The organism is Pseudomonas sp. BF-R-24 (genome assembly GCF_019947335.1).
Classification (GTDB): Bacteria; Pseudomonadota; Gammaproteobacteria; order Pseudomonadales; family Pseudomonadaceae; genus Aquipseudomonas; species Aquipseudomonas jessenii.
Genome location: NZ_JAGYGG010000001.1, coordinates 70,264 through 96,580, shown reverse-complemented (window position 1 = coordinate 96,580; position 26,317 = coordinate 70,264). Strand labels below are relative to the sequence as shown.

Annotated in this window: 23 protein-coding genes; 8 read left to right on the top strand and 15 right to left on the bottom strand. The window is 61.2% G+C overall.

Features of this window, described 5'->3' with window-relative positions; all coding sequences use genetic code 11:
• Window positions 1-269 precede the first annotated feature (269 nt).
• The 4 genes from KGA98_RS00515 to KGA98_RS00500 all read left to right on the top strand — a co-directional run bounded on the left by KGA98_RS00515 (window position 270) and on the right by KGA98_RS00500 (window position 3,360).
• Window positions 270-926 (top strand): DedA family protein, encoded by a 657-nt coding sequence (locus KGA98_RS00515; protein WP_090451611.1) that lies wholly within the window; start codon window positions 270-272, stop codon window positions 924-926.
• A 4-nt stretch (window positions 927-930) separates the two neighbouring features.
• On the top strand, window positions 931-1,743 hold the full coding sequence (locus KGA98_RS00510; RefSeq protein ID WP_057713141.1) for a zinc-dependent peptidase: 813 nt from the start codon (window positions 931-933) through the stop codon (window positions 1,741-1,743).
• Window positions 1,744-1,856: 113 nt separating this feature from the next.
• Window positions 1,857-2,384 (top strand): inorganic diphosphatase, encoded by a 528-nt coding sequence (gene ppa / locus KGA98_RS00505; RefSeq protein ID WP_007990564.1) that lies wholly within the window; start codon window positions 1,857-1,859, stop codon window positions 2,382-2,384.
• A 229-nt stretch (window positions 2,385-2,613) separates the two neighbouring features.
• A complete protein-coding gene (locus KGA98_RS00500) occupies window positions 2,614-3,360 on the top strand; it encodes a S24 family peptidase (RefSeq protein ID WP_057713140.1) in 747 nt (248 codons plus the stop codon).
• Between the two features lie 337 nt (window positions 3,361-3,697).
• Here the strand turns inward: KGA98_RS00500 and KGA98_RS00495 are convergent, their stop codons facing one another.
• Genes KGA98_RS00495 through KGA98_RS00470 form a run of 6 tightly spaced genes read right to left on the bottom strand, consistent with a single transcriptional unit; the run spans window position 3,698 to window position 13,866 of the window.
• Window positions 3,698-4,510, bottom strand: a complete 813-nt coding sequence (locus tag KGA98_RS00495) for a YfaP family protein (protein ID WP_223500090.1) — start codon at window positions 4,508-4,510, stop codon at window positions 3,698-3,700.
• A 3-nt stretch (window positions 4,511-4,513) separates the two neighbouring features.
• A complete protein-coding gene (locus KGA98_RS00490) occupies window positions 4,514-6,133 on the bottom strand; it encodes a DUF2300 domain-containing protein (RefSeq protein ID WP_223500075.1) in 1,620 nt (539 codons plus the stop codon).
• A 1-nt stretch (window position 6,134) separates the two neighbouring features.
• A complete protein-coding gene (locus tag KGA98_RS00485; protein ID WP_223500059.1) occupies window positions 6,135-10,694 on the bottom strand; it encodes an alpha-2-macroglobulin family protein in 4,560 nt (1,519 codons plus the stop codon).
• Entirely contained in the window at window positions 10,691-11,329 is a 639-nt protein-coding gene (locus KGA98_RS00480; protein WP_223500051.1) for a DUF1175 domain-containing protein, read from the bottom strand. The genes KGA98_RS00485 and KGA98_RS00480 overlap by 4 nt, the downstream gene beginning before the upstream one ends.
• Window positions 11,326-13,038: a DUF2138 domain-containing protein gene (locus KGA98_RS00475; protein ID WP_223500042.1), complete on the bottom strand. Its 1,713-nt coding sequence runs from the start codon at window positions 13,036-13,038 to the stop codon at window positions 11,326-11,328. Before KGA98_RS00475 ends, KGA98_RS00480 begins: the two co-directional genes overlap by 4 nt.
• Window positions 13,039-13,077: 39 nt before the next feature.
• Window positions 13,078-13,866 carry a YfaP family protein gene (locus KGA98_RS00470; protein ID WP_223500033.1) on the bottom strand — a complete coding sequence of 263 codons (789 nt, stop codon included), beginning with the start codon at window positions 13,864-13,866 and terminating at the stop codon, window positions 13,078-13,080.
• 463 nt (window positions 13,867-14,329) lie between these two features.
• Here KGA98_RS00470 and KGA98_RS00465 point away from each other — a divergent pair, with 463 nt between their 5' ends.
• The 4 genes from KGA98_RS00465 to KGA98_RS00450 all read left to right on the top strand — a co-directional run bounded on the left by KGA98_RS00465 (window position 14,330) and on the right by KGA98_RS00450 (window position 19,485).
• Window positions 14,330-14,572, top strand: a complete 243-nt coding sequence (locus tag KGA98_RS00465; protein ID WP_007970180.1) for an exodeoxyribonuclease VII small subunit — start codon at window positions 14,330-14,332, stop codon at window positions 14,570-14,572.
• Window positions 14,569-15,456 carry a (2E,6E)-farnesyl diphosphate synthase gene (gene ispA, locus KGA98_RS00460; protein WP_154862102.1) on the top strand — a complete coding sequence of 296 codons (888 nt, stop codon included), beginning with the start codon at window positions 14,569-14,571 and terminating at the stop codon, window positions 15,454-15,456. The genes KGA98_RS00465 and ispA overlap by 4 nt, the downstream gene beginning before the upstream one ends.
• Window positions 15,457-15,547: 91 nt before the next feature.
• Window positions 15,548-17,449, top strand: a complete 1,902-nt coding sequence (gene dxs, locus KGA98_RS00455) for a 1-deoxy-D-xylulose-5-phosphate synthase (RefSeq protein ID WP_223500022.1) — start codon at window positions 15,548-15,550, stop codon at window positions 17,447-17,449.
• A gap of 152 nt (window positions 17,450-17,601) precedes the next feature.
• Entirely contained in the window at window positions 17,602-19,485 is a 1,884-nt protein-coding gene (locus KGA98_RS00450; protein WP_223500013.1) for a TonB-dependent receptor domain-containing protein, read from the top strand.
• A 95-nt stretch (window positions 19,486-19,580) separates the two neighbouring features.
• Here KGA98_RS00450 and KGA98_RS00445 read toward each other — a convergent pair whose 3' ends face one another.
• From KGA98_RS00445 to ribBA, 9 genes are all read right to left on the bottom strand, one after another.
• Complete coding sequence (locus KGA98_RS00445; RefSeq protein WP_223500002.1) at window positions 19,581-20,426, bottom strand: cobalamin-binding protein; 846 nt, start codon at window positions 20,424-20,426, stop codon at window positions 19,581-19,583.
• Entirely contained in the window at window positions 20,426-20,845 is a 420-nt protein-coding gene (locus KGA98_RS00440) for a hypothetical protein (RefSeq protein ID WP_057713130.1), read from the bottom strand. The genes KGA98_RS00445 and KGA98_RS00440 overlap by 1 nt, the downstream gene beginning before the upstream one ends.
• A complete protein-coding gene (gene ribA / locus KGA98_RS00435) occupies window positions 20,842-21,459 on the bottom strand; it encodes a GTP cyclohydrolase II (protein ID WP_008053837.1) in 618 nt (205 codons plus the stop codon). Before ribA ends, KGA98_RS00440 begins: the two co-directional genes overlap by 4 nt.
• Window positions 21,460-21,710: 251 nt before the next feature.
• The gene (locus KGA98_RS00430) at window positions 21,711-22,451 is read right to left on the bottom strand and encodes a substrate-binding periplasmic protein (protein WP_223500000.1); all 741 of its coding nucleotides are present in this window, start codon (window positions 22,449-22,451) and stop codon (window positions 21,711-21,713) included.
• A gap of 53 nt (window positions 22,452-22,504) precedes the next feature.
• On the bottom strand, window positions 22,505-23,008 hold the full coding sequence (locus tag KGA98_RS00425; RefSeq protein WP_007970166.1) for a phosphatidylglycerophosphatase A: 504 nt from the start codon (window positions 23,006-23,008) through the stop codon (window positions 22,505-22,507).
• Entirely contained in the window at window positions 23,005-23,970 is a 966-nt protein-coding gene (gene thiL, locus KGA98_RS00420) for a thiamine-phosphate kinase (RefSeq protein WP_154862096.1), read from the bottom strand. The genes KGA98_RS00425 and thiL overlap by 4 nt, the downstream gene beginning before the upstream one ends.
• 176 nt (window positions 23,971-24,146) lie before the next feature.
• Window positions 24,147-24,647: a transcription antitermination factor NusB gene (gene nusB, locus KGA98_RS00415; RefSeq protein ID WP_057713127.1), complete on the bottom strand. Its 501-nt coding sequence runs from the start codon at window positions 24,645-24,647 to the stop codon at window positions 24,147-24,149.
• Window positions 24,644-25,120, bottom strand: a complete 477-nt coding sequence (gene ribE / locus KGA98_RS00410) for a 6,7-dimethyl-8-ribityllumazine synthase (protein ID WP_003228649.1) — start codon at window positions 25,118-25,120, stop codon at window positions 24,644-24,646. The genes nusB and ribE overlap by 4 nt, the downstream gene beginning before the upstream one ends.
• Window positions 25,121-25,211: 91 nt before the next feature.
• On the bottom strand, window positions 25,212-26,303 hold the full coding sequence (ribBA, locus tag KGA98_RS00405) for a bifunctional 3,4-dihydroxy-2-butanone-4-phosphate synthase/GTP cyclohydrolase II (protein WP_090451662.1): 1,092 nt from the start codon (window positions 26,301-26,303) through the stop codon (window positions 25,212-25,214).
• Window positions 26,304-26,317: the final 14 nt, after the last annotated feature.

The following is a 26,317-nucleotide window of genomic DNA, read 5'->3' as shown; positions in this document are numbered from 1 at the left end:
TCACCTGCACCCTGCTCGCGATGGCATCGACTGGATTACAATGGTCCAACGAAGTAACGGCATCGTGAGCAGGCTCGCTCCCACCTGTTCGTTATCAAACATCAGCCCTGTCATGACATTCCCCGCTACAATCTCGACGCGATTTTCACCACTCGCCTCGTATAATCCCGATATTCCCGGCTTGTAAGAAAAACTACCCCTATCTGTAGTCTTACGCGAAGTCATCCGCACAGGTCTGCTGAGTCGGACCGTCACCACAGGTGCTTTCCATGGATTTCAACCCGATCGACATTGTCCTGCATCTCGACGTCTACCTCGACATGCTTGTAACCAACTACGGGGCATGGATCTACGCCATTCTGTTCATGGTGATCTTTTGTGAAACCGGCCTTGTGGTCATGCCCTTCCTGCCGGGCGACTCCCTGCTGTTCATCGCTGGCGCCGTGGCGGCCGGTGGCGGCATGGATCCGGTACTGCTCGCCGGCCTGCTGATGCTGGCGGCGATCCTGGGCGACAGTACCAACTACATCATCGGACGAACGGCAGGTGAAAAGCTGTTCAGCAATCCGGACTCGAAGATCTTCCGTCGTGACTACCTGCAACAAACCCACGACTTCTACGACAAGCACGGCGGCAAAACCGTGACCCTGGCGCGCTTCCTGCCGATCATCCGTACTTTTGCACCGTTCGTCGCCGGCGTGGGGAGAATGCCTTATCCGCGTTTCTTTGCCTTCAGCGTGCTGGGCACCATCCTATGGGTCGGCGGCCTGGTGACGCTCGGTTACTTCTTCGGCAACGTGCCGTTCATCAAGAAGAACCTGTCGCTACTGGTAGTCGGCATCATCCTGCTCTCGCTGGTGCCGATGATCATTGGCATGGTGCGTAACCGCCTTGCCGGTTCGAATTCCAAAGCCGAATCGCGCTGACACGATGTGGTCCCTGAGCGCCTGGCGTCGCCAGCGCACCCTGGCAAAACACCCGATTGCCGACGACATGTGGCAACGGGTGCGCCATCACCTGAGTTTTCTCGATGGCATCAGCGCCGCCGAAGACCAATGGCTGCGCGAAGCCTGCGTGCTGTTCCTCGAAGACAAGCACCTGAGCGCCCTGCCCGGCGTCGAACTGCATCAGGAACAACGCTTGCTGCTCGCCGCCCAGGCGCAATTGCCGCTGCTGCACCTCGGCGACCTGAACTGGTATCAGGGCTTCCACGAAATCATCCTCTACCCAGACGACTTCCTCAGCCCCCAGCGCCATCGCGATGCCAGCGGTGTCGAGCACGAATGGGACGGTGAGCACAGCGGTGAAGCCTGGCAGCAAGGCCCGATCATCCTCGCCTGGCCCGGCGTAATGGCTAGCGGAGGCTGGGAAGGCTACAACCTGGTGATCCACGAACTGGCGCACAAGCTCGACATGCTCAACGGCGTCGCCAACGGCCTGCCGCCGCTGCATGCCGACATGCGCGTCAGCGACTGGGCCAACGTCATGCAAGAGGCCTACGACGACCTAGACCGGCAACTGGAACGCAATCCCGATGCCGAAACCGCCATCGATCCGTATGCCGCCGAAAATCCTGCCGAGTTCTTCGCCGTCACCAGCGAATACTTCTTCAGCGCCCCGGATTTGCTGCACGAGGCTTATCCACAGGTGTACCAGCAGTTGAAGCTGTTCTATCGCCAGGATCCGCTGGCGAGGTTGAAGCAACTTCAGGCGCATGACCCTGTCTATCAGGCACACCAGTGAGCGCCATACGACTTCTGGTCCATGGCGTCGACACAGGAATATGCCTATAATCGCCGCCACTTTTTGGTCAATCCGGCCAAGTGTTTTTGGTCAACTAACGGGGGCAACGCCCAATGAGCTACAGCAAGATTCCGGCTGGCAAAGACCTGCCGAACGACATCTACGTCGCGATCGAGATCCCGGCCAACCACGCGCCGATCAAATACGAAATCGACAAAGACAGCGATTGCCTGTTCGTTGACCGTTTCATGGCCACCCCAATGTTCTACCCGGCCAACTACGGTTACATCCCGAACACCCTGGCTGACGACGGTGATCCCCTCGACGTGCTGGTCGTAACCCCTTACCCGGTTGCTCCAGGTTCGGTAATCCGCGCCCGTCCGGTCGGCATCCTGAACATGACCGACGACGGCGGCGGCGATGCCAAAGTCATCGCAGTCCCACACGACAAGCTGTCCCAACTGTACGTCGACGTGAAGGAATACACCGACCTGCCAGCGCTGCTTATCCAGCAGATCGAGCACTTCTTCGCGAACTACAAAGATCTCGAAAAAGGCAAATGGGTGAAGATCGAAGGCTGGGCCGGCGCAGACGCCGCCCGCGAAGCGATCACCAAGTCGGTTGCTGCCTACAAAGGCTAAGCCCGGCTGCAGGCTTTTAGCTGCAAGCGGCAAGAAAAACCCCGGATGATCCGGGGTTTTTTGTGGGTGCCTGACAAGCACACCACACACTACGTTTAAACAGGCCTACCCATGGTTTTTGCCTGTTTAAAATTCCCCTGGAGCGTCTTACATCCGGTCGTAAATTTCCCGCGAAATTTGAACGAAGCGTTTATTCAAACCCTTGTTAGCCGCCAGTAGACTCGCGTTCATGAAAAAGAACACTAGCGGCCCACGCTTCAAAGCGCTCCTCGAAGCAGCGAACATCACGACCACCGGATTTGCCGAATTCCTGGATACGGCTCCGCAAAATGTACATAACTGGTACACCCGCGGTGTGCCTGCCCATTGCATGGAAGAAGTCGCCAGAAAACTCTCCGTCAGCAGCGACTGGCTGAAAACCGGCGAAGGCTCGAAAGACGCCCAACACCTGCGCCTGCTCGACGAGTCCGGCAACACCTTCGATGCCCAGACCATCCGCGGTGTCTACACGGTCATAGAGCCTGTCGACGTCGAACTGCCATTCCTCAAAGAAGCTGTCACCGCCCCGGGATCCAACAAAACCCATGTCATAGAAGATCCCGAGAAATCCATCCGCCTGCCCCGCAGCCACCTCGACTCCCTGGAAATCAACCACGCCGACGCCATCTGCACCCTGATGAGCGGCAATAGCATGGGTGAGAAAATTGAAGACGGTTCGACCCTGGCGATTGACCGTGGCCTGACCCAAATTGTCGATGGCGAGATCTACGCCATCGAACATGACGGCATGCTGCGCATCAAGTACCTGCACCGACTACCGGGCAACTCCCTGCGACTGCGCAGCCACAACCGCGCCGAATACCCGGATGAAATCTTCAGGGCCGCACAAATCGAAGAGCAGAACATCAGGGTGCTGGGCTGGGTGTTCTGGTGGTCGACCCTGAACAAACGACGGCCGACGGTGCCCTTTCTTTAAGCGCTCCAGAACGCCCATCGGCCACCCACCCCGGTGGCCAAAGGCTCTGCCCGGCACTTCCCGCTGGGAATTTCCGTCAAACCTGCGTATGCTGCGCCCCACATTTGTGCATCGACCCGCCCTGCGGCTCAGATGCACTGGCCTGGCAGATGACTTTCTCACCAGGTCCCACAGCCGGACGCAAGATCCGGGTGTACGTTTTGAAGGCTGGCGCGGTTTACCAAAAATGATCCAAGCCAGTCCCCGAGAAGCCGGCCACAAGCCGGCTTTTTAATGCCCGAAAAAAGTTAACTGCCCAGAACCTGCATTTGTCTCAGCAGCGCTGTCACTATCCCCCTCACGGATAACTAAACCCCTTCACAAACGTCAACTCCCCCACCGCCCGCATCGGCACCAGGAACGTCTCCATCTTCTCGCTCGGCGTGCCTTCCTCGGTAATCACCGTCACCTGGGCCGTGGTCAGCGCCTGCACCGCATTTTCCTGCCCCTCCTCATCACTGCTGTACCCGCCACCGAAGTAATTCACATACACCAGATATTGCCCCTTGATCGGCGCAGGCATGGCGAAGATTTCCGGGCCGTAGCCGGTGGTGACGTCGACGTCGAGCGCTGCGCCGTTGGGGACGACGCGGTCGCCGTACCAGATGTGCGCGCCGTCGGGGGTGATCAGGTGCAGGTCAAGGTCGGTGTTGTCGCTGTCCCAGGACAGCAAAACGCGCAATTTGGCCGGGGTCGCGCCGCCGCTGCTGTTGAGAAATTGCGTGCGCTGACGTTGTTGGCCATCAGGGCTGCGAACCTCGACACTGTTGCTGCCGTTGGGGAATGAAAACGGGCGATCGAAGCGCCCTGCCGGGTCGATTTTCAGCGGCATGCTGACCCCGTTGACGATCAGACGGCCGGGCTCTGTGGATTTGGCTGTAGCTTTGATCTGCCCGCTGATGCGAGCCGTGTTGGCCTGCCCTGTCGGGGTATTCACCGATGAGGCCGGGTAGTTGACGGTCTGCCGGAAGTTTTCCCCTTCGCCCTCAGGCGCGCCGGTGCGCCAGCCGCCTGCGGGCGTGTCGAGTTTGACGCTGTCAGCCGCCATCACCGATGGCAACGCCACCAACGAACAGAGCAACAGCAAGACCTGTGGATAACGGAGTTTCATGGTCTATTCCAGCAAGAGGTGGCGGGCGAGCCCTTCGATGTAGGTTTCATCCTGGCCATTGGGGTGTGCTTCGAAGGCCAGGTGCAGGTATTCGTGGGTCAGGTCGAGGCGGTCTTGCAGTGTCTGCGCGCCACGCACGTAGATACGCTGGCGTTCGCGGTCGACATAGGGGCGGCCGAATGCCAGGCGGCATACGGCGAAGGTGCTGACTTCGTTGTAGCCGGTTTCGCTTTCAAGTTTTTGGCGCCAGCCGCGCCGTTGTTTTTGCAGCCATTCTTGTGCGGCGGGCAACGCTTCGCAGGAGGCGACCGGGTTGTCCCAGCGACTGAGACTGGCGCGTGGGTAGGCGTGCAGCAGGATGGCGTCGTAGCGCTGGCCGGCACGGGCCTGTTCGACGGCTTGCTGCCAGGACAGTTTGTCCGGGCCGGGTTGATCGGAATGGTAGGTGATGGTGCTGCCGGCCAGCACCAGGTCGCTGGTCCAGGCGGCGATGTCGCGAGACTCGGACGACGCCGGACGCGGTGCGACCCGCTGACGACTGCTGCTGTCGTCGATGCTCAGGCAGTCACCGCTGCGCGTGGCGTTTTGAAGCAGGTAAGTGCGGATGGCCACGGCCAGGGCTTTGGCGGCTTCGACCGGTTCGGTACTGGCTTCGCGCTGGAGCACACGGGCAACGTACTCTTCGCGATTCAGACGAGCCACGAGCTTGTCGCTCAGCAGAAACAGTTCACCGTCGCTGTGGATATCCAGCGCATTACCGTTGGCGAATTCGACGCGGTAGTCACCCTGCAATGCCCCGGAAGTCACTGCGGTGCCCCCTGACAGCACGCGCCGAAGTGGATAGCGAGAGAACAGGTCGACCTCTACGCACTGCCCTGCATCCACAGGCCATGCAACAGGAATCACCGTAGACAGTGCCTGCGCGTAATCACGCAGTACCCGTTGACTGGTACCGCGCCCGCCGGCCCAGACCGGTGTACCATCCGCCGTCCAACCGGCAAACCCACCCTGTCGCGATGTTGCATCCTGATCCGCCAGCCAGCTCCAGGTCTTCACCCGCAGACGGCTTCCGAGTTCGCCGACGACCTGGCCATCGGCGGCATTGAGCATCACATCGAGCAACACACGCCGGGCTTGATCCTGCGCCGGCAGCACGGCCAACATCTTCAACAGTTCCGCCACCGAAACCCGGGTAGCCGGTTGCAACGAAGGCAAATCCAGCAACCATTGCGGCGCCTGCCGCGTCTGCCAATAGGCTCGCCAGTCGGCATCGCTGATGCCCAACCGCGCGGGTTCGAAATACAGACCGCATGACTTCACCAACGCCTGATCACGCTCGATCCTGCCGCCCGCCGAGCAGCAGTAAACCTCTTCCTTCGACTGGCCCCGGCATTCATAAGCTGGCTCACGCGCACCGGTGTCCACCAGCCAGGCGTAGACGAACAACTTCCACACACTGCCCAATGGCGACTGCAACGTCTGCGGCAACGGCTCGCGGGTGATCACCTGCGTTCGACTCAGCGACAACAAATCGCCCTTGAAGGCCAGGCGCAAAGGTTCGTCCTGCGCCGTTACCAGCACAGGGATCAAACACAACAACCAACCTGTCAGCCGCCTGTGCACGTCAGTGAACCGTGACCTGGCCAAGGGCTGCCTTTTGTTCCATCGCCTGATGCTGCGGCGCATAAACCTGAGTGAAACGCACCGGCGGCAAGTTGAACTGCCCTTTCTGCGAGAAACGCACCAAATGCCGCAGGCGCAATTCACCACTCAAGGCATCGACCGGAATGGCGTAAGCCATTTGCCCCGGTTCGAAACGCGCCTTCTCCAGGGACGTCGGCTCGGTGCCGGCCTTGCCCATGAGTTTGATGCCCCAGGTCGTGCGCTCGACATCGGCGCCCGGCGGCAGCGGCACTTCCAGCATCCCGTAACGCAACGGTCTGGCGGCTTGGCTGGTGACGATCACCTCATCGAGATAGAGGTTGTCGCTGGACATTGGCGAGTTGCCGACCGCTTCAAGTTTGAAGGTGAAAGCTGCATCCCCCGGCACCAATCGCGACAGGCGACGGGTGATGGTCAAGGCCATCGGATCGACCGCCGGCTGTTGGCTGCGGTAACTCAATGCAGCGCGTAGCGGACGCTCTTGTGCGCCGGTCAGCGTCAATACCGTCGGCACTGGCGCAGCCCCCTGCCACGTCCAATACATCTCCCCAGAAACCCCGTACTGTTTCTTCCAGCCTTCACCCGGCGCCAATGCAATGGTGGGCGATGCCTGCTCGATGCTGCGTTGCAGCCAGGTCAACGCCAACGCACGTTCCAGGGTCGATTGCTGAGGCAGCAAACGTTGCAGCAAGGCCTTGGCGTGAGCCTGATCGAAGGGTTGCAGCGACAGGTTCAGCGCTTCGGCAAACGGCTGGGAACTGACCGCCAGACGTTGCTGCGCGTCGGCCAGTTGCCGATTGAACGCGTCCGGTAAAGCGACCTTCGCTTGCCTGGCCAACGATGCCGTCAGCACGCGTGCAGCCGCCAGCCCCAAGGCTGAATCCGGATCGCTCATGACGAGGCTGTCTTCGCCGTTCTCCATCAGGTTCGCCGCGGTGCCCTCGCCCGCTTTCGCCAGGTCGTCCATCAAGCCACTGAGCAAGGTGTTGACCGGCAACTGCATCTGTTTGGCGAACGACAGGATCAGCGCCCGCTGCAACAGCGGCGTGTTCTTCGCCTGTTTGGCGTAGACCTCCAGCACCCGCTGCCAATGCTCCGGCGGCAGGCTCAGTTCCAGCACCTGGCTGGCGTGCCAGTCGGCGTAGTAGGCATAGGCGGTGAGGAATGCATCCGGTTCGCCATCCATGCCCCACCAGGTGAAGCTCGCCGAAGGGCCGGCCATTTGTACCAGACGCAAGCGACTGTTTTGCATGATCAGACGCAGGCGATCACGGATCTGCGGATTCGCCGCCAGCGTCGGGTAGGCGATGCTCAATGGCAGCAGGCCGCTGGCGGTCTGCTCGACGCCACCGTAGGGGTAGCTCAACAGATCGTCGAGTGCAGAACGGAACAACGCTTGCGGACTGTCGTCCAGACGCAGGCGGATATCACTGGCGTCTGTCGGCAACGTCAGCGGCGTATCGCCCTCACCCACATCAAGGCTCTGGGTTTGAGTCACCTGCCAGCCTTCACCGGTTGCGCTCAGGCGCACCGCCAGGGCATCAGCGGTTTTGCCATCCTGCATCAGCTCGGCGCTCCACTCGCCATTGACCAGTTCAAAGGTCGGCAACGGGATGTAGTTGATGCCACTGTTCAGAGTTACAGGCACGCGCTGTTCGTTGCCGGCGTAACGGGTCACCAGTTCGGCCTTGACCGGTTTCTCGGCCTGACTGAAGGCGAACACACCGAGGTCCGGTTTGTCTCCGGCGCGGAATCGGGTCGGCCCGCTCCACTTCAGGTACAGCGGTTTTTCCGAGCGTACGAACTGCTTCTTCTGCCCGACCTGACCGTCATCGGCGATGGCCCTGGCGGTGATGCGCCAGCGGGTCAGGGAGTCGGGCATCTTGAAGGTGAAGCGGGTTTTGCCGTTGGCATCGGTCAGCAATTCAGGTTGCCACGCCGCCGTGTCGACGTCTTCGCGACGCGGCCGCTCCAGCACCTTCACACCGCGCTCACTGCGATTGGCCTTGCCCGGTGCACCGGGGCTGCCCGGCAAGGCAACGTCATAGCTGATGAACGACAAACTGGCACTGGTGCGCACGTTGTTGCGCCGTGGGTGATAGAAGAACTGGTCGATGCTCGGCGCGACTTCCGGTTGCAGGGCGTAGACCATTTCATCGACCACGCTGACCGTCAGATGCGCGGGAATCGCTTTGCCGGCGAACCGGGTGGTCAGGTCCACCGAGACGGTTTCACCCGGCAGGTAGGTTTCTTTGTCGGTGGCGATTGCCACGTCGATCTGTGGCGTTACCACCTTGATGCCGGCGTTCTGGAAACTGTATTGGCCACCCTTGGTGTACAACACCGAGAAGGTCAGGTTCGGCGCGAAACCGTCTTTCACCGGGATGCGCGCGCGGTATTGGGTATCGCTGAGTTTTTCCATCGTCAGCCAGTCGCCGCCCTTGGAAAGTAGCGCAGTGGCTTCGACCTTGTCGCGTTCCAGAGATAACAGCGCATCGCTCACTGGCTCGGGGAAAGTGATCAGCGCCAGCGCTTCATCGCCTGCGATGTACTCGGGCTTGTCGAGGACGATTTCCACGGTGCCGGGTACAGCTTTGACACCATCGCCGGTCACCGAATGGCCAGTGGCGCCGACCGCCCGGCCATGATCATCCTTGAGCGTCAGGTTGTAGGTGCCTGGGCGGTCAAAGGCCAGGGTGAAACCTTTGTCGGTTGCCGCGAGCTTGCCTTCGCCGGTGCTCTGGTCCTCCAAACGCACCCAGCCATAGCTGCCTGGCGTAACGGCATCGGCTTGCTCGCCTTCGCGGGCGTAGCTGAAGGCAACCTTGTCACCCACCGCGCTGAAGCGTTGAGGCGCGCTCAAGCGGAAATTCGCCGCGCCACGGTCGATGAGGATTTCCTTGGTGGTCTTGACCCGATACGCCGCACCGTCGCTGGCAAATACCGTGAGCATGTAGCGACTGGGCTTGTCCGCTGCCGGCAAGTCGAGGGACGCGCTGCCCTTGGCGTCGGTGGTCAATTCGGTGCTGGTCAGTTCCACCGGAAACTGCCCGAGGTATTGCAGTTCGTTGTCGACCATCGACAGCTGTTGGGCGCGCAGGCTCAGGCTCAGTTTCGCATTGGCCACCGGTTTTCCATCCGGGTACAGCAGCACCAGGCTGCCCTTGACCGGTTCGCCTGTGCGGTAATCCTGCTTGGCCAGATTGAGCGAAATCTCGAAGTGCGGCTTGATGTATTCAGCGACGCGGAAGGCGCTGCTGTAGGCCTGATCCTTGTAGTTGAAACGCAGTTCATAGCCACCGGCCACAGCGTTATCGGGCAACTGGAATCGGCCCTGGGTGCCAGCCTTGGAATCGAGCTTCAGATCGAGGGATTGCAGCGCCGTGCCGGTCGCATCCAGCACGGTCACATTGACGTCGGCCGCGCTTGGCTGCACCGAGTCCCGCGCGTTCTTGAACTCCCGCCCGACGATTTTCAGCGACACCCAATCCCCCGGTCGATACAGCGGCCGGTCGGTGAAGGCATAGAGTTTGGTGTCGTAGATTTCGCTGTCGTAGTAGAAATTCTCGGAGACGAACACCCCGCCCTCTTCGTCTTCGCCGATCACGAACGAACGCTCGGGGCTGACGTGTTTCAAGCGCAGCAAGCCATCGGTATCGGTGGCGCCGCTGCTCATCACGCCCAGGCCATCGGTCCACAGCACATTGACCTTCGGCACCGAGCTGCCTTCGTGTTTGCGCGCGGCCCACACCAGCAATTCGTCACCGGCGATCTTGCTCACCGCCACGGTGTTGGAGACGAACACCATGGTGGTGGCGCGGTACTTGCCGATCAGCGCTTCCACCAGATAAAGACCCGGCTTGAGATTGCCCAACGGGATGTACACGTTGCCCGGCGCGACGCTGACGAACTCGCTGGAAGAACCGGCCAGGTTCACCCCGGCAGGTGGCTGGATCGGCTTGGCCTGCCACAACGGATAACGGAACTGGCTGACCACCGGCAAACCCGGTATCAGTGCAAATTGCGGCTGCGCATCGTAGGGCGTTGGCGCGGCCATCGCGTTGCCCATCTTCAGTTCCGGCACTTCCTCGGTGACTTGTTTACGCGACTCGTAGGAAAACGCCCGCTGCATCACCCGACGGGATTTGCGATACCAGTTGTCCCACAGGTACGCGAGGGTATTGGACAGCCCCTCCCCCTTGAACTGGCCATCGCTGACCACCCGATGCAGGTTCTTCTGGCGCTTGAGGAAGTCCAGCGGCTTGTCGATGCGATACACCCGAATGTCGGCGCCGCCGTAGGGCTCCATGCGAAACCGGCGATAGTCGCGACCCGGCGCTTCAAGGCGCACCATCGCCTGTTCATCGCTGGCAAAGCTGCTGTCGGCCAGCAGGAAAAAACTCTCGCCGGCCACTGGCGCATAGCCGCTGGCCGGGACCGAGTCTTCGGCGTTTACCGCCGAGAACGGCAGCACCAATACCAACATCAGAGACAGAAAACGCAGCATGCGGGCACCGGTCATTGGGAAAGAAAATTCAGTCGATAGACGCCGATGAAGTTGGGGTTGGCTGCGTCGGGTATCCATCGGGTGTCCTTCCATGTCATGAGTTGCTGCAGGCTTGCCGAACGCATGCCGTTGTCGGTGGGTGTGCTGGTGCCGGTGTGATAGGCGATGTAACGGCCCATCCAGATCATCAGGTGCTGGTCGTCGCCCTGGTCGAAAAACATCAGGTCGCCAGGGCGCGCTTGAGACACATCGCGGCTGACCAGATGGCTGTTGAGCTGGATCAATTTGATCGCATTGACGTATGGCCCGACCTTGCCGCCGCCCTGCTGCCATTGCTGGGCAAGACCGCGCTGGGCGTCGCTCAATTGCAGTTCCGGCGGCAGGTAGCGATTGGACAGGCCATTGCTGCGCAGCCATTTGTCGTCATGGACTTTCAGCGCTTCGTTAGCGGCGAAGCGCACCAGCCCGGCACAGTCTTGTTGATACCAGCGCGGGCTCGGGCCCTGGCTCAGTTGCTCCTGGGCAATGCGCACGAACCAGGCACGAAACACCTGGGATTGCTGTGGGTCGAGCGACGGTGCCTCGACAGCGCGGGCACCCGCGCTCAGCAACAACGCCAGCAGGCCGAGACTTCGGATCAATGCCGTCACAGGGCTTTCCACTCCAGCGGCAGCCACTGCCAGTGGCCGTCTGGCTCGCTGCCTTCAGGTAAGGTCAGGGCGTATTTGCCGTAGCCGCCGAGCTTGCGCAGTTTCGGGATCAGCCAGGTTTGCGCGGCGTTATAGAACACCGGTTCCATATCCTGGGGCAGGCTGTCGAGGGTTTCCTGCTGCATCAGTTGGGCCATGGAGTCCGGGCCAAAATAGACCGGCATCAGCAGGTCTTTCGGTACCACGTCGGCCATCGGCGGGAAGCGTTTGTCGAGGGTGCCGAGAGCCTTGTCCACCAGCTTGTCGTCGAGGGAGAAAAGCAACGTCGAGCCATGCCGCGCCAGGCTGACTTTCATGAACGTCTTGCCGGTGATCGCGTCGGGGTTTTCGGCCTCCTTGGCCGCATAGGGACCGAAACTGGAGCTGACCTGGCGTTGCCACTGGTGGCTCTGGCCTGCCTGTTTCTCCATCACCGGGAAGGCGCCGTCCTCGACCTTGCTCTCATAGGCACCGACCATCGAGCCAAACAGGCTGCCCAAATCCCCATCGAGTTTGCCGCTGTCGTCATCATTGAGGCTGGCCACCAGCAAGGGCGTGTACAACCGCGAATCGGCATACCAGCACAGGCCTGCCGCGCCGGCCATGTGTTCGGTCAATGCCTGGGCCACCTTCTCCTGCGCACCGAGTTTCACCAGCAGCGGTGTCTGTTGTTCGGCCGCCAGCGGCAACGCCACGCAAGCGCTGGCGCCCATGGGCATGGCTTGCCAGATCGGTTTGAAATCGAAGTCTGGCTGATTCTCCAGTTCATCCATGGCCAGGAAGCTGTGCCAGCCCTTGTCGTCCATGTCAAAACGCAGGCCGGCGAAGTTAGGGATGAAACGCTGGTAACCCATGGCCAGCACGCTGGCATTCACCGACAGGCGTTGTTTCACTTGCGGCTCACGAGGTGCCAGGCCGAAGGCTTCGGGAAACAGTTTGTCGCCATTGAGCAGCGCAGCAATGGCCGTGGTCGACACGCTGCCCGATTCTTCCGTTGCGCCACTTTGCGGGTCGTAGAGTTTCGCCGGATTGGACAACACCACCAGTTTGTCGCCACGGGACGCGAACAGCAGCGCCTTGCTCGCGTTGTAGTTGAGTTGATAGAGCGCCACGTCGTCGGTACCGACCTTCACGTCAGCGACCTTGCTTAGCTGGGAGTCGCCCAGCGCCACTTTGGCCAGCGGCTCCAGCACCTTGGCCAGCCCGCCGCGATCCATCACCAGCAGGAAATCCTTGAGCCGCCCATCCGCCCCGCGCCACAACGCTACATCGGCAGGCTGATCGAACAACTGCTCGATCAAGGTGTCCTGCAGTTTCAGGTCGTGTTCGTAGATGATCCGCCGCAAGCTGCCGATCAAGCCCAAGCGATCGGCATGGGTTTCGTAATAGAAGACGAAATCTTCGGTCAGGGTTTCCTTGAGGAACGGCACCGCCAGCAAGTCCTTGGGCAACTGGCTCAGGGAGTGGGTTTCCAATAGGCCATCCGGGCGGCTCATGCCCAGTTTGTCACTGGCCAACACGGGGGCCGGGGCCTTGGGCTTGTGCATGAACCACCCCAACCCACCGGCCACGACAACGACCAGGCATATCCCGATCAGCAGCGTCGGCCAATGCAGGGGAGGTTTGGCCGCGGGTGCGCCAGCGGCCGGAGTAACAGTGCTATCACTCATGTTCACAAAACCCGAATTTCATCCGTGGAGCGGGGATGCTTAGTAGTTGAAAGTCTTGACCAGCAGCAGGTCGCCGATTGCGCGCAGGGGCACGATGAACGTCTCGCGTTTTTCATCGACGGTGTTTTCGTTGAGCACCAGGTTGATCTGCGAGGTAATCACCTCGTTCTGGTTGCTGGTCTCATCGAAGTTATAGCCGCCGCTGCCGAAGTTGCCCCAATAGTTCACGTAAACCAGATAGGTGCCACGCAGCGGTGCGGTCATGGTGAACATTTCCGGACCCGGGCCATCGACACCGTCGGGGTCGAGGCCGCCGCCATTGGTCAAGGCCGAATGCGCCCAGAAGGCATGCTGGCCATCAGGCGTGACAATATGCAGGTCGAGTTCGGCTTTCGGATCGTCCCAACCCAGCACCACGCGAATCCGCGCCGGGGTGCGCAGGTTGTTGGCTTCATAGAACTGAACACGCTTGAGAGACTGGCCTTCGGCGCTGCGCACTTCGACGCTGTTGGAACCGGCGCCAAACGCATAGGGTCGGGCGAAACGCCCTTGTTCGTCGGTATAGAGGTTCAGCGGATTGCCGTTGACCGCCAACGTATGCGGCCCGCGCTGAGTGCCGAGGGCCTTGAGCCGGCCTTCGATCATCGTGCGATTGCGCTGCACGCCTCGGTCGATGGGTGGCGTGGGATAGGCGACTCGGGGATTTTCCGTACGATCCAACAACCCGTTGAAGCGCCAGCCGCCCACCGGTTCCGACACCTCGGCACTTGGTGCGGCCAGAACCGGCACACAGACCAACCCGATCAGCAGCAAAAGAAATGAGCGCATGCGACGCCTCCTGCCATGCATGACGAAACCTTGCGCCTGATCCTGAGCGCATTACAGATGTGGATACTGCGTTTCGTCTGAAAGACCCGTGAATGGCGGGTCGTCGATGACGCGAAGATTAGACGCTCAGTCCGTTCATAACAATCGGGCACTTCCTATAATGCGGTGAGAATCACGGTTGTGGATGGACGGTGAGCCGAATAATTCGTACATATGGCTCGTCACTCCTGTGGGAGCGAGCCTGCTCGCGAAGGTCGTGAACGATAACGGGTGAAACCGGGTGCCCAGCGATGCCTCTGGTTTTTCGCGAGCGAGCTCGCTCCTACAGGGGGCCAGAGCCAAGTCCCTTGTGACAGGGTCGTTTTCACGCAAGAGTCGGTGCCATCTAACCCCTGCTCATTTGCCCATAACCCCCCTATCTGCTAGTGTCGCGCCGGTTTAACGTCAACCGGAAATCGCCGCCATGGCCCGCAAAAAAGCTGCACTGGATTTCGAACAATCCCTCGCCGACCTGCAAACGCTGGTGGAGCGCTTGGAGAATGGCGAATTGTCGCTGGAGGACTCGCTGGCCGCTTTCGAGCAGGGCATCGGTCTTACACGCGATTGCCAGGCGGCGCTGGCCCAGGCCGAACAAAAGGTTCAGGTGCTGCTCGAGCGTGATGGCGAGTTGGCCGAGGAACCCTTCGACGCGGATCAGCCAGAATGATTGCAGCGTACTCGGCCTCCAGCCAGGCCCGCGTCAATACAGCGCTGGAAACCCTGTTCACCGCACCGAGCCCCGAGCTGGCGCGGCTGTACGAAGCCATGCGCTACAGCGTTATGAATGGCGGCAAACGCGTGCGTCCACTGCTGGCCTACGCCGCGTGCGAAGCATTGGGCGGCAAGGCCGAGCAAGCCAACGGTGCGGCCTGTGCGGTGGAATTGATCCACGCTTACTCGCTGGTGCATGACGATTTGCCGGCGATGGACGATGACGATCTGCGCCGCGGCCAGCCAACCACCCACAAGAAATTCGATGAAGCCTGCGCGATCCTCGCCGGCGACGGCTTGCAGAGCCTGGCTTTCAGCGCCCTGCTCGATCCACGCCTGAGCGCGTCGGATGCCGAAATCCGCCTGCAAATGGTCAGTGCCCTGGCGTTGGCGGCAGGCCCGGCGGGCATGGTTGGCGGTCAGGCCATCGACCTCGGCTCGGTCGGTCTGAAGCTCGACCAGAAAGCCCTGGAGTACATGCACCGGCACAAGACCGGCGCGCTGATCGAGGCCAGCGTCAAACTCGGCGCCCTGGCCAGCGGCCGTGCCGAGAAAGACGAACTCAAGTCCCTGCAGACTTATGCACAGGCCATCGGTCTGGCATTCCAGGTGCAAGACGACATTCTCGACGTCGAAAGCGATACCGAAACCCTCGGCAAACGCCAGGGCGCCGACATTGCCCGGGACAAACCGACCTACCCCGCCCTGCTCGGCCTCGACGCCGCCAAGGCCTATGCCTTGGAGCTGCGCGACCAGGCCCTGCACGCCCTGCGACCGTTTGACGCGGCGGCCGAGCCGTTGCGTGATCTGGCCCGGTATATCGTCGATCGCCGCAGCTGACGGCAAATCCGTCAAAAAAGACCAACGCGTGGGCAGGGGACGATGCATCAGGTAAACTGCCGCATCTTTTATACCTATAACGATTCGCCTGATGCCCACGACGTTTCATGAGATTCCCCGCAAGCGCCCGACCACGCCCCTGCTCGATCGCGCGAACACGCCGGACGGCCTGCGCCGGTTAGGCGAAGCCGAGCTGGAAACCCTGGCCGATGAGTTGCGCCTGGAATTGCTCTACACGGTCGGCCAGACCGGTGGGCATTTCGGTGCCGGCCTGGGCGTGATCGAGCTGACCATCGCGCTGCATTACGTCTTCGATACCCCGGACGACCGGCTGGTGTGGGACGTGGGTCATCAGGCTTATCCACACAAGATCCTCACCGGTCGTCGCGAGCGCATGGGCACCCTGCGCCAGAAAGACGGCGTCGCCGCCTTCCCGCGCCGTTCCGAGAGCGAGTACGACACCTTTGGCGTCGGCCACTCCAGCACCTCGATCAGTGCCGCGCTGGGCATGGCGATTGCCGCCCGCCTGCAAAACAGCGAGCGCAAGGCGATCGCGGTGATCGGCGACGGCGCGTTGACCGCGGGCATGGCGTTCGAGGCGCTGAACCATGCGCCGGAAGTGAACGCCAACATGCTGGTGATCCTCAATGACAACGACATGTCGATCTCGCGCAACGTCGGTGGCTTGTCGAACTACCTGGCGAAGATCCTTTCCAGCCGCACCTACGCGAGCATGCGCGAAGGCAGCAAGAAAGTGCTGTCGCGCCTCCCCGGTGCCTGGGAAATCGCCCGCCGGACCGAAGAATATGCCAAAGGCATGCTGGTTCCCGGCACGCTGTTCGAAGAACTGGGCTGGAACTACATCGGCCCCATCGATGGCCACGACCTGCCGACCCTGATCGCCACCCTGCGCAACATGCGCGATCTGAAAGGCCCGCAGTTCCTGCACGTTGTCACAAAGAAAGGCAAAGGCTTCGCTCCGGCGGAAGTCGACCCGATCGGTTACCACGCCATCACCAAACTCGAACCGCTGGACGCCCCGGCCGCCGCGCCGAAAAAGGCCAGCAGCGGGCCCAAGTACTCCGGTGTGTTCGGCGAGTGGCTGTGCGACATGGCGGCGGCCGATCCGCGTCTGGTCGGGATTACCCCGGCGATGAAGGAAGGCTCGGACCTGGTCGCTTTCAGCGAACGCTTCCCGCTGCGCTACTTCGACGTCGCCATTGCCGAGCAGCACGCCGTCACTCTCGCGGCCGGCATGGCCTGCGAAGGCGCCAAACCCGTGGTGGCCATCTACTCGACCTTCCTGCAACGCGGCTACGACCAGTTGGTGCATGACGTCGCCGTACAGAACCTCGACGTGCTGTTCGCCATCGACCGCGCAGGCCTGGTCGGCGAAGACGGCCCAACCCACGCCGGCAGCTTCGATTTGTCGTTCCTGCGCTGCATCCCCGGCATGCTGGTGATGACCCCGAGCGATGAAAACGAGCTGCGCAAGATGCTCACCACCGGTCACCTGTACGAAGGCCCGGCGGCGGTGCGTTACCCTCGCGGCAACGGCCCGAACGCGACCATCGAGAAAGACCTCGAACCGATCGAGATCGGCAAGGGCGTAGTCCGCCGCCAGGGCAGCAAAGTCGCCCTGCTGGTGTTCGGCGTGCAACTGGCCGAAGCCCTGAAAGTCGCCGAGACGCTGGACGCGACCGTGGTCGACATGCGTTTCGTCAAGCCGCTGGATGAAGAACTGGTTCGCGAAATCGCTGGCAGCCACGAGCTACTGGTCACTGTCGAAGAAAACGCAATCATGGGCGGCGCCGGTGGCGCGGTCAGCGAATTCCTCGCCCGCGAAAACATCCTCAAGTCGATGCTGCACCTGGGCTTGCCGGACATTTACGTCGAACACGCCAAGCCTGCGCAAATGCTGGCTGAGTGCGGGCTGGATGAAGCCGGGATCGAGGCTTCGATCCGCGAGCGCCTGCAACTGCTCAACATCTAAATCCCTGGATACATGCAACACCCTGTGGGAGCGGGCTTGCTCGCGAAAGCGTCGGATCATTCAACTGAGAAGTTGACTGACACTCCGCCTTCGCGAGCAAGCCCGCTCCCACATTTGATTTGTGTGCTCCACGAAACACCATCGGACTACCCATGAAGTTTTCCCGCCTCGCCCTGCCTCTTTTTCTGCTGCCCACCGCCTACGCCCTTGCCGACACCTTCGAACGCGACCAGGCCCTGAAGCTGCCCGACGTGTTGATCAGCGCCAACCGCCAGGTCGAAGCACGCAATGACAGCAGCGCGGCCAACACCGTGTTCACCCGCGACGACATCGATCGCCTGCAACCCGATAGCGTCACTGACCTGCTGCGTCGGGTACCGGGTGTGCAAGTCTCGCAGTCCGGCGGGCGCGGCAGCATTCCGGGGGTCTACATCCGCGGCACCCAGTCGGCCCAGAGCCTGGTGCTGGTGGATGGCCAACGCATCGGCAGTTCGACCTCCGGCGACAGCAACCTGCAACACATCAATATCGAACAGGTCGAGCGCGTGGAGGTGCTGCGCGGCTCCCGCTCGGTGATTTACGGCAGCGATGCGATTGGCGGGGTGATCCAGATCTTCACCCGCCGCGGCGGTCAACAAGGCCTGCAACCGCGCATACACACCGGTTTTGGCAGTAATCAGACTTGGGAGCGCAGCCTTGGCCTGTCTGGTGGTGATGAGCGAACCCGCTTCAACCTCGGCGCCAGCCTCGACGAAACCGCCGGGATCAATCGCACCCACGAGTCGTATCCCAGTGATGGCGATCACGACGCCTACCGCAACAAATCCCTCAGCCTGAGCCTGAGTCATGCCCTGACGGAAGACATCGAAGTCGGCGCCAACGTGCTGGATAACCGTGGCAAGAGCGAGTTTGATAGTCCGTTCGGCCGTTACGATTACGTGACGGACAAGTCCTATCAACAGCAACCCTACAACGACTTCAATGTGAGCAGCGTCAGCAGCTACATTGATGCACAGATCAGTGAGGTCTGGAAAACCCGCGTCGAACTCGGTCACAGCGAAAACCGCGAGACAACTCTCGACAAGCTCAGCGATGAGCGCAGTGTTTTCAATACTTACCGCGACTCGGTCAACTGGCAGAACGATCTGGCGCTGAACGAGCGCAACAGCCTGATGCTCGGTGGCGACTGGTACGAAGACCGGATCAACAGCACCACAGCGTTCGACGAAGACAGCCGCTGGAACCGCGCCGCGTTTATCCAGCATCGCTTTCAGGCCGACAGTTTCTCTACGGAGTTGGGTCTGCGTCACGACGATAACCAGCAGTTCGGCAGCCAGAACACCTGGAGCGGCACCTTCACCCTGCCGCTGAACCCGGACAACGAAGTGCTGCTGACCTATAGCGAAGGCTTCCGCGCGCCGACGTTCAACGATCTGTATTACCCGGATTTCAGCAACCCGGATTTGAAACCCGAAACATCCAAGAGCTATGAGCTGCAATGGCGCAGCCAATTGACCGAGAGCAGTCGCCTGGAGACGTCGCTGTATCGCACCGACCTTGAAGACGCGATCATTTTCGGCAGCAACTCACGCCCCGAAAATGTTGCCTCGGCACGGATCAACGGCTTCGAAGCAGCGCTGAAGCAGGAACTGTTCGGCTGGCAGAGCAACCTTGGCGTGGCGATCATCGACCCACGCGACCGTGATACGGGCCACACCCTGGCCCGTCGTGCGCGGCGCACCTTGAGCCTGGACCTGGACCGACAGTTCGATCGCCTGGGCCTCGGCGCCAGCTGGCAAGCAGTCAGCAGCAGCTATGACGACTTGAACAATCAACAGCCGTTGGGTGGTTATGCCCTGTTGGGGTTGCGCAGCAGTTGGGAGCTCAATCGTGAAATCCAGCTGGAGCTGAAGGTCGATAACCTGCTGGACAAGGGTTACAGCCGGGCGCTGTACAGCTACCAAGGTAGCCAGTATGGGTATCGCGAGGAAGGTCGGGCGTGGATGTTCGGGGTGACGTGGACACCAGAGATCTAAAGCCAGACTCGATCATTTGTGGCGAGGGGGCTTGCCCCCGTTGGGCTGCGAAGCAGCCCCAAAATCCTATACCCCTATTTCTCAGGTACATCGCATTAATCTGATTGCGGGTGCTGCGCACCCGAACGGGGGCAAGCCCCCTCGCCACAGGGCGCAATCAAATGACAAAGCTTTGCAGTTGCCTCGATCATCTGCCCACTCGGCCGCTCCAGGCCCTTGTCCGTCACCAGGCGCAATTGTCCTTGTGATACCGCCGCCACCTGTGGCCAGGATTTCCACGCATCAAGCTGCGCCTGATCGCTGGCCAGAATCACCTCGGGATTACGCTGCAACACCGCCTCCACACTGACTTGCGGTGCCGGCAGCTTCAGGTCGGCAAACACGTTTTGCGCACCGCAGGCCTCCAGCGCATCGCTGATGATCTGCTCGCCGCCAACCGTATACAGCGGCCGATCCCAGACCTGATAGAACACTCGTAACGGCTTGTCCCGGCGATAGCGCTGACGCAATTCATCCAGCCGCTGGCGTAGATCGCTGGCCAATGAAACTCCGCGTTCAGGCCGATCCAGCTGAGCAGCAATGGCTTCGATCTGCACCGTGAGCTGGTCCAGGCTGCGGGGTTCGGCGACGTAGGTGGGAATATTCAGTCGCTTGAGCTGGTCACGCTGGGCCGGGCCGACACTACCGGGCCATAGCAGCAACAGATCGGGCTTCAGGCTGAGCAAGCGCTCCATGTCCAGCTGGCCATAGCGGCCAACGGAGGGCAGATCCTTGAGTTCGGCAGGTCGCTCACCGGCGTCCAGCACACCGACCAGGAGGTCGGCGGAGCCCAGTTCAACGACGATTTCAGAGAGCGACGGTGCGAGGCTGACAACCCGTTCGACCGCGACGGCCGAGCCACTGGCGGCCAGCAGCAACACCGCCAGCCAGAGCGCGCGCATCAACCGAGTTGACGCGGAATACGGTAGAGGTAGAACAACACGGCGGTCGACAGTGCCAGCAGCATCAGCGGCACGGCTTCGAGACCGACGAACACCGCCAGGGCAGCGATCCAGGCCGGCAGCCCGGCAGCCAGGAATGCCGTGCGCCGCTTGGCCGCCAGACTGATCCAGGCAGCAGGTTCTTCAGGGGTATCGAGGGCTTTCTGGGTGGCGATCAGTGCGTGTTTGTAGGCGCCGAAAAACTTCAGGCTGACAAACATCGAGGCAACTCCGGCGATGAACAACGGCATCGCCAGCACCGGCAGAATGGCTTCGCTCTGGCCGAACACCGCGTTGATCACAAACAGGGGCAACAAGGCCAGTGCCAGGTATTGCCACCAGTTGACGGACAGTCGCCGCCGCACCTGACCGCGGGTCACGCCCGGTCTACCTCGCCCTGATGCTCATTGCCCATCATGTGATCGAGCTTGCTGGCCTTGGTCGCCAGGTAGAGTCGGTTATGCGGATTGTGGCCGGTGTGCAGCGGCACGCGCTCGGCGACCACGATACCCATGTCGGTCAAGGCTTTGACCTTGCGCGGGTTGTTGGTCATCAGGCGCAGTGACTTCACGCCCAGGTGCTCCAGCATCGGCAGGCACATGGCGTAGTCACGCTGGTCGGCGGCAAAGCCCAGGCGCTCGTTGGCTTCAACGGTGTCGGCGCCACCGTCCTGCAGCTCATAGGCGCGGATCTTGTTCAGCAGACCAATGCCCCGGCCTTCCTGTCGCAGGTAGAGCAATACGCCACGACCTTCGCGGGCGATGGCCTGCAAGGCGGCCTCCAGTTGCGAGCCGCAGTCGCAACGCTGGCTGAACAGGGCATCGCCCGTCAGGCATTCGGAGTGCAACCGGCCGAGTACCGGGGCACCATCGTCGAATTCACCCAGGCTCAGCACAACGTGCTCGCGGCCGGTGGCTTCATCGAGAAAGCCATGCATGGTGAATTGCGCAAAAGGCGTTGGCAGCTTGGAAGCGGCGACAAAAACGACAGGCACCGGTGTGCTCCTGATCTAAAAGTCTGAAGATTCGCAGAGCCGGCATTGTAACAGCAGGTTCCGGAGGACGCTTAGGCTGAATTATCGGCGATAACTATCAAAATGTTTGATATACGCCGCACCGCAATCAATGTGGGAGCGGGCTTGCTCGCGAAGGCATCGTGTCAGTCGACATCATTGCTGCATGGCACACCGCTTTCGCGAGCAAGCCCGCTCCCACAATGGGTACATCGTCAGCCGTAAGAACCGTGTCAGTTCGAATCAAACGGATAAGGCTGTTTCCAGCGTTCAAAAATCGGTTTCAACTCGCCGCTTTTCACCAGTTGCTCCATGCGCTGGTCGAACAGGGCCATTAACGCGCGCGCCTTAGGGGTCTTGGCAAAGCAAAGGTACAGCGGCAACTCGGCGATATGGGTGCGCCGCAGTTGGGACGGATCCCTGGCGCGCTTGATGACGTCATCGACTTCGGTCAGGGCATCGATGTAAAAGTCGGCACGATTGTGGATCAGCATCGACTCGATGCCGGTACGCCGCTGCACTTCGTCGAAGTGGCGCACATTGGGCAAGTAATCCTGGTAGTCGTAGCCGCGAACCCAGGCCAGTCGATAATTGCCCAGGGTTTCCAGAGTGGGTACCGGACTGCTGGCCAGGCCCAGGGCATAGATGTGATCGGTGTCGAAGTTCCAATGGGGATAGAGCACACCCTCAGAATCGTCACGATAGGAACCGACGCAGGCATCGACCTCGCCACGTTCGGCCAGGCCCAGCGAACGTACGTAGGGCTCGGTGCGGATGTCGACCTTGACGCCCGCCGGCTCGAACACTTGCCGTAGCACGTCCCAACCCAGTCCATGACCGTCAGCGGCGGTGTAGCCTTCCCACTCTTCGCTGGCCAGATGAATCACCGACGGCGGCGTAGCACCCCCTCCTCCCGCCTGGACAAAAGAGCAAAACATCGCGAACGCCATCACCATCAATCCGCGTACAGTCATCCCCCGCTTCCCCCGATAAACAGCTCTCATGATCAACGCCTGGAAATCCCCGGTCAGGCGAAAAACCACACCAGCCCCTGCATCGCCAACCAGGCGAACACCCCGGCCAGGACATCATCGAGCATGATGCCGACGCCGCCATGTACGTGCCGGTCAATCCAGCGTATCGGCCATGGCTTGAGAATGTCGAAGAAGCGGAACATCAAGAAACCCGCCAGCAACCACTGCCAGCCTTCCGGCACCAGCCACAGGGTGATCCACATCCCGACCATTTCGTCCCAGACGATGCCTTCATGGTCGTGTACCCGCAAATCGTCGGCCACTTTGCCGCACAGCCAGAAGCCGAACAGCATGGTGATGCCCAGCATCAGCCAGTAACCCCAGTCCGGCAGCATCTGCCACAACGGAATAAAGGGCAGCGCAACCAACGACCCCCAAGTGCCGGGCGCCTTTGGCAAGGTGCCCGAGCCAAAGCCGAACGCCAGGAAATGCCATGGATTACGCCAGACCGACGGCGGTACGAATTCCGCCGGGACCTGTTTGGGATGATCTGTCACGGTGACTCCCGAAAATGTTGATAGCCCCGGGTTTGCGGGGTGATGTCTTTGCCATCGGCGTCCAGCAGCTTCACGCCCTGCCCCGTCACCACTTGACCAATCACATGGATCGGCCAGCCATCGGCCAGCAATAGCGGCAACTCGACGGACGGTAAGGTGAAGGCCAGGACGTAGTCGTCGCCGCCGCTCAGGGCCGCAACCTGTGCGTCCGATTGGCCGAGAAAGTCGACCAGGCTCTGCGACAGTGGCAAACGATCCCGCTCGACTTCGATACCGACCTTCGACGCCAGCGCGATATGCCCGCAATCAGCGAGCAGGCCGTCGGAGATATCCATCGCCGAAGTCGCCTTGCCCCGTAGCGCCTGCCCCAAACCGAGCTGCGGTTGCGGCGACCAGTAATGCGCCAGCAACGGCTCGGCAATGCGCGCTTCGGCCGTGCGCTGGCCGAGCACCAAGGGCAAGGCACCGGCGGCATTGCCCAGGTTGCCGCCGACACACAGCAGGTCGCCCGGTTGCGCACCGCTGCGGGTCAGCGCCTGACCGGCCGGCACGCGGCCGAACACGGTCATGGTCAGGCTCAGCGGCCCGCGGGTCGTGTCACCGCCCACCAGCGCCACGCCGCAGCTTTGCGCCATCTGGTTCAAACCACGGGCATAGGCTTGCAGCCAATCGGCGGTCACCGTCGGCAAGGTCAGGGCAAGGGTAAAGGCAATCGGGGTGGCGCCCATGGCGGCCAGGTCGCTGACGGCCACGGCCAGCGAGCGCTGACCGAGCAGAAACGGATCGCAGGGATCGGCGAAATGCACGCCGGCCACCAACGTATCGGTAGAAATCGCCATCTGCTCCCCGGAGGGAACAGCCAGCAAAGCGCAGTCATCGCCAATCCCGAGGGCAACGCCTTCGCCGCCCTGCGCACAAGGCGCGGCGGCGAAGAAATTGCGGATCAGCTCAAACTCGCCCATCAGGTATCCTGTCTCACCAATACTGTTCATTTTTTAGCGGCGTCTGGTGTCGCCATACTGCGTTGCCGCTCCTCGCCATAGCACGCTATGACTCGTCGCGGCGCCTTGTCTGGCAACACCAGCCACTCGCTAAAAAACGAACGTATCGGCGAGACAGGACACTGTCCAAACGCCAATCAGCGTTTGAACGCCTTCACTTCAGCTTCACGCAGACGCGGGGCCAGCTTGTCGAGCACACCGTTGACGAACTTGTGGCCGTCGGTGGAACCGAAGACCTTGGCCAGTTCGATACCCTCGTTGATCACAACGCGGTACGGCACGTCGACGCGCTTGAGCAGTTCCCAGGTCGACAGGCGCAGAACAGCCAGTTCAACCGGGTCCAGCTCTTCGATGGTCAAGTCCAGGCATGGCGTGAGCGCGGTGTCGATTTCGGTCTTGAACTGCGGAACCCCGTGCAGGATTTCGCGGAAGTACGCGCCGTCGACATCGCTGAAATCGTTATCGACCCGGAACTGCGCTTCGATCTCGTTCAGCGACTGCTTGGCCATGTGCCATTGGTACAGCGCCTGGGTCGCGAGCTGACGGGCTTCGCGGCGCTTGGCGCTTTTCGATGGCTTGCCGGCATCCGCAGGCTTTGGATCGCGCGGGTTGAAACGATCGCTTTCGTCGCTAATCACTTGGCCTCCAACTGCGCCAGCAGGCTGACCATTTCCAGAGCGGACAGGGCAGCTTCAGCACCTTTGTTGCCGGCCTTGGTGCCGGAACGTTCGATGGCTTGCTCGATGGAATCAACGGTCAGGACGCCGAAAGCGACCGGAACGCCGAACTCCATGGACACCTGGGCCAGGCCCTTGGTGCACTCGCCAGCCACGTATTCGAAGTGCGGAGTGCCGCCACGAATGACCGCGCCCAGGGCGATGATTGCCGCGAACTCGCCTTTCTGGGCGACTTTCTGCGCAACCAGCGGAATTTCGAAGGCGCCAGGTGCGCGGATGATGGTGATGTCGCTTTCGCTCACGCCGTGGCGAACCAGGGCATCAACTGCACCGCTGACCAGGCTTTCAACGACGAAGCTGTTGAAACGGCCCACTACCAGAGCGTAGCGGCCTTTAGGGGCGATGAAGGTACCTTCGATGGTCTTCAGGGTCATTCGTTAGATCTCTTAAAGAGCCGGGACGCGTCTTCTACGCGCCCCTCAGTGATTTATTTGCCGCGAATTCAAGGCCGGGAACAACCGGTCATTATTCGGAGGGCACGTATTCTACAACTTCCAGATCGAAACCGGATATCGCATTAAATTTCATCGGTGCCGACATCAGGCGCATTTTGCGTACGCCAAGGTCGCGCAGGATCTGCGAACCGGCACCGACAGTGCTGTAGGTGGTCGGCTTTTTCACTGCGGCGTGATCGGCGGTTTCGCGGATATGCGCCAGCAACACGTCGCCATCGAGCGGGTGACCGAGCAACAGCACCACGCCGCTACCAGCCTCGGCAACCGCGGACATGGCGGCGCGCAGGCTCCAGCGGCCCGGTTGCTTGACCATCAGCAGGTCACGCAGCGGGTCCATGTTGTGCACGCGAACCAGGGTCGGCTCTTCGGCACACACGTTGCCCAGGGTCAGTGCCATGTGCACGTCGCCTTCCACGGAATCACGATAGGTCACCAGGTTGAATTGGCCCAGTTCGCTGTCCAGTGGCTGCTCGGCAATCCGCTGAACGGTACGTTCGTGGATCATCCGGTAGTGAATCAGGTCGGCGATGGTGCCGATCTTGATGTCGTGTTCGGCGGCAAAGGCTTCCAGCTCGGCGCGACGGGACATGGTGCCGTCGTCGTTCATCACTTCGCAGATCACCCCGCTAGGCTCGTAACCGGCCATGCGCGCCAGGTCGCACGCCGCTTCGGTGTGGCCGGCACGGGCCAGGGTGCCGCCGGCCTGAGCCATCAGCGGGAAGATGTGGCCCGGGCTGACGATGTCTTCAGCCTTGGCATCACGGGCGGCGGCGGCCTGCACGGTGCGCGCACGGTCGGCAGCGGAAATGCCGGTGGTCACGCCGGTGGCCGCTTCGATCGATACGGTGAACTTGGTGCCGAAACCGGACCCGTTGCGCGGCGCCATCAACGGCAGCTTGAGCAGTTCGCAGCGCTCGCGGCTCATCGGCATGCAGATCAGGCCACGGGCGTGCTTGGCCATGAAGTTGATGTGCTCGGGCTTGCAGCACTCGGCGGCCATGATCAGGTCGCCTTCGTTCTCGCGGTCTTCGTCATCCATGAGGATGACCATCTTGCCTTGGCGGATGTCTTCAACCAGTTCTTCGATGCTATTGAGCGCCACAAGGCACCCCCTTG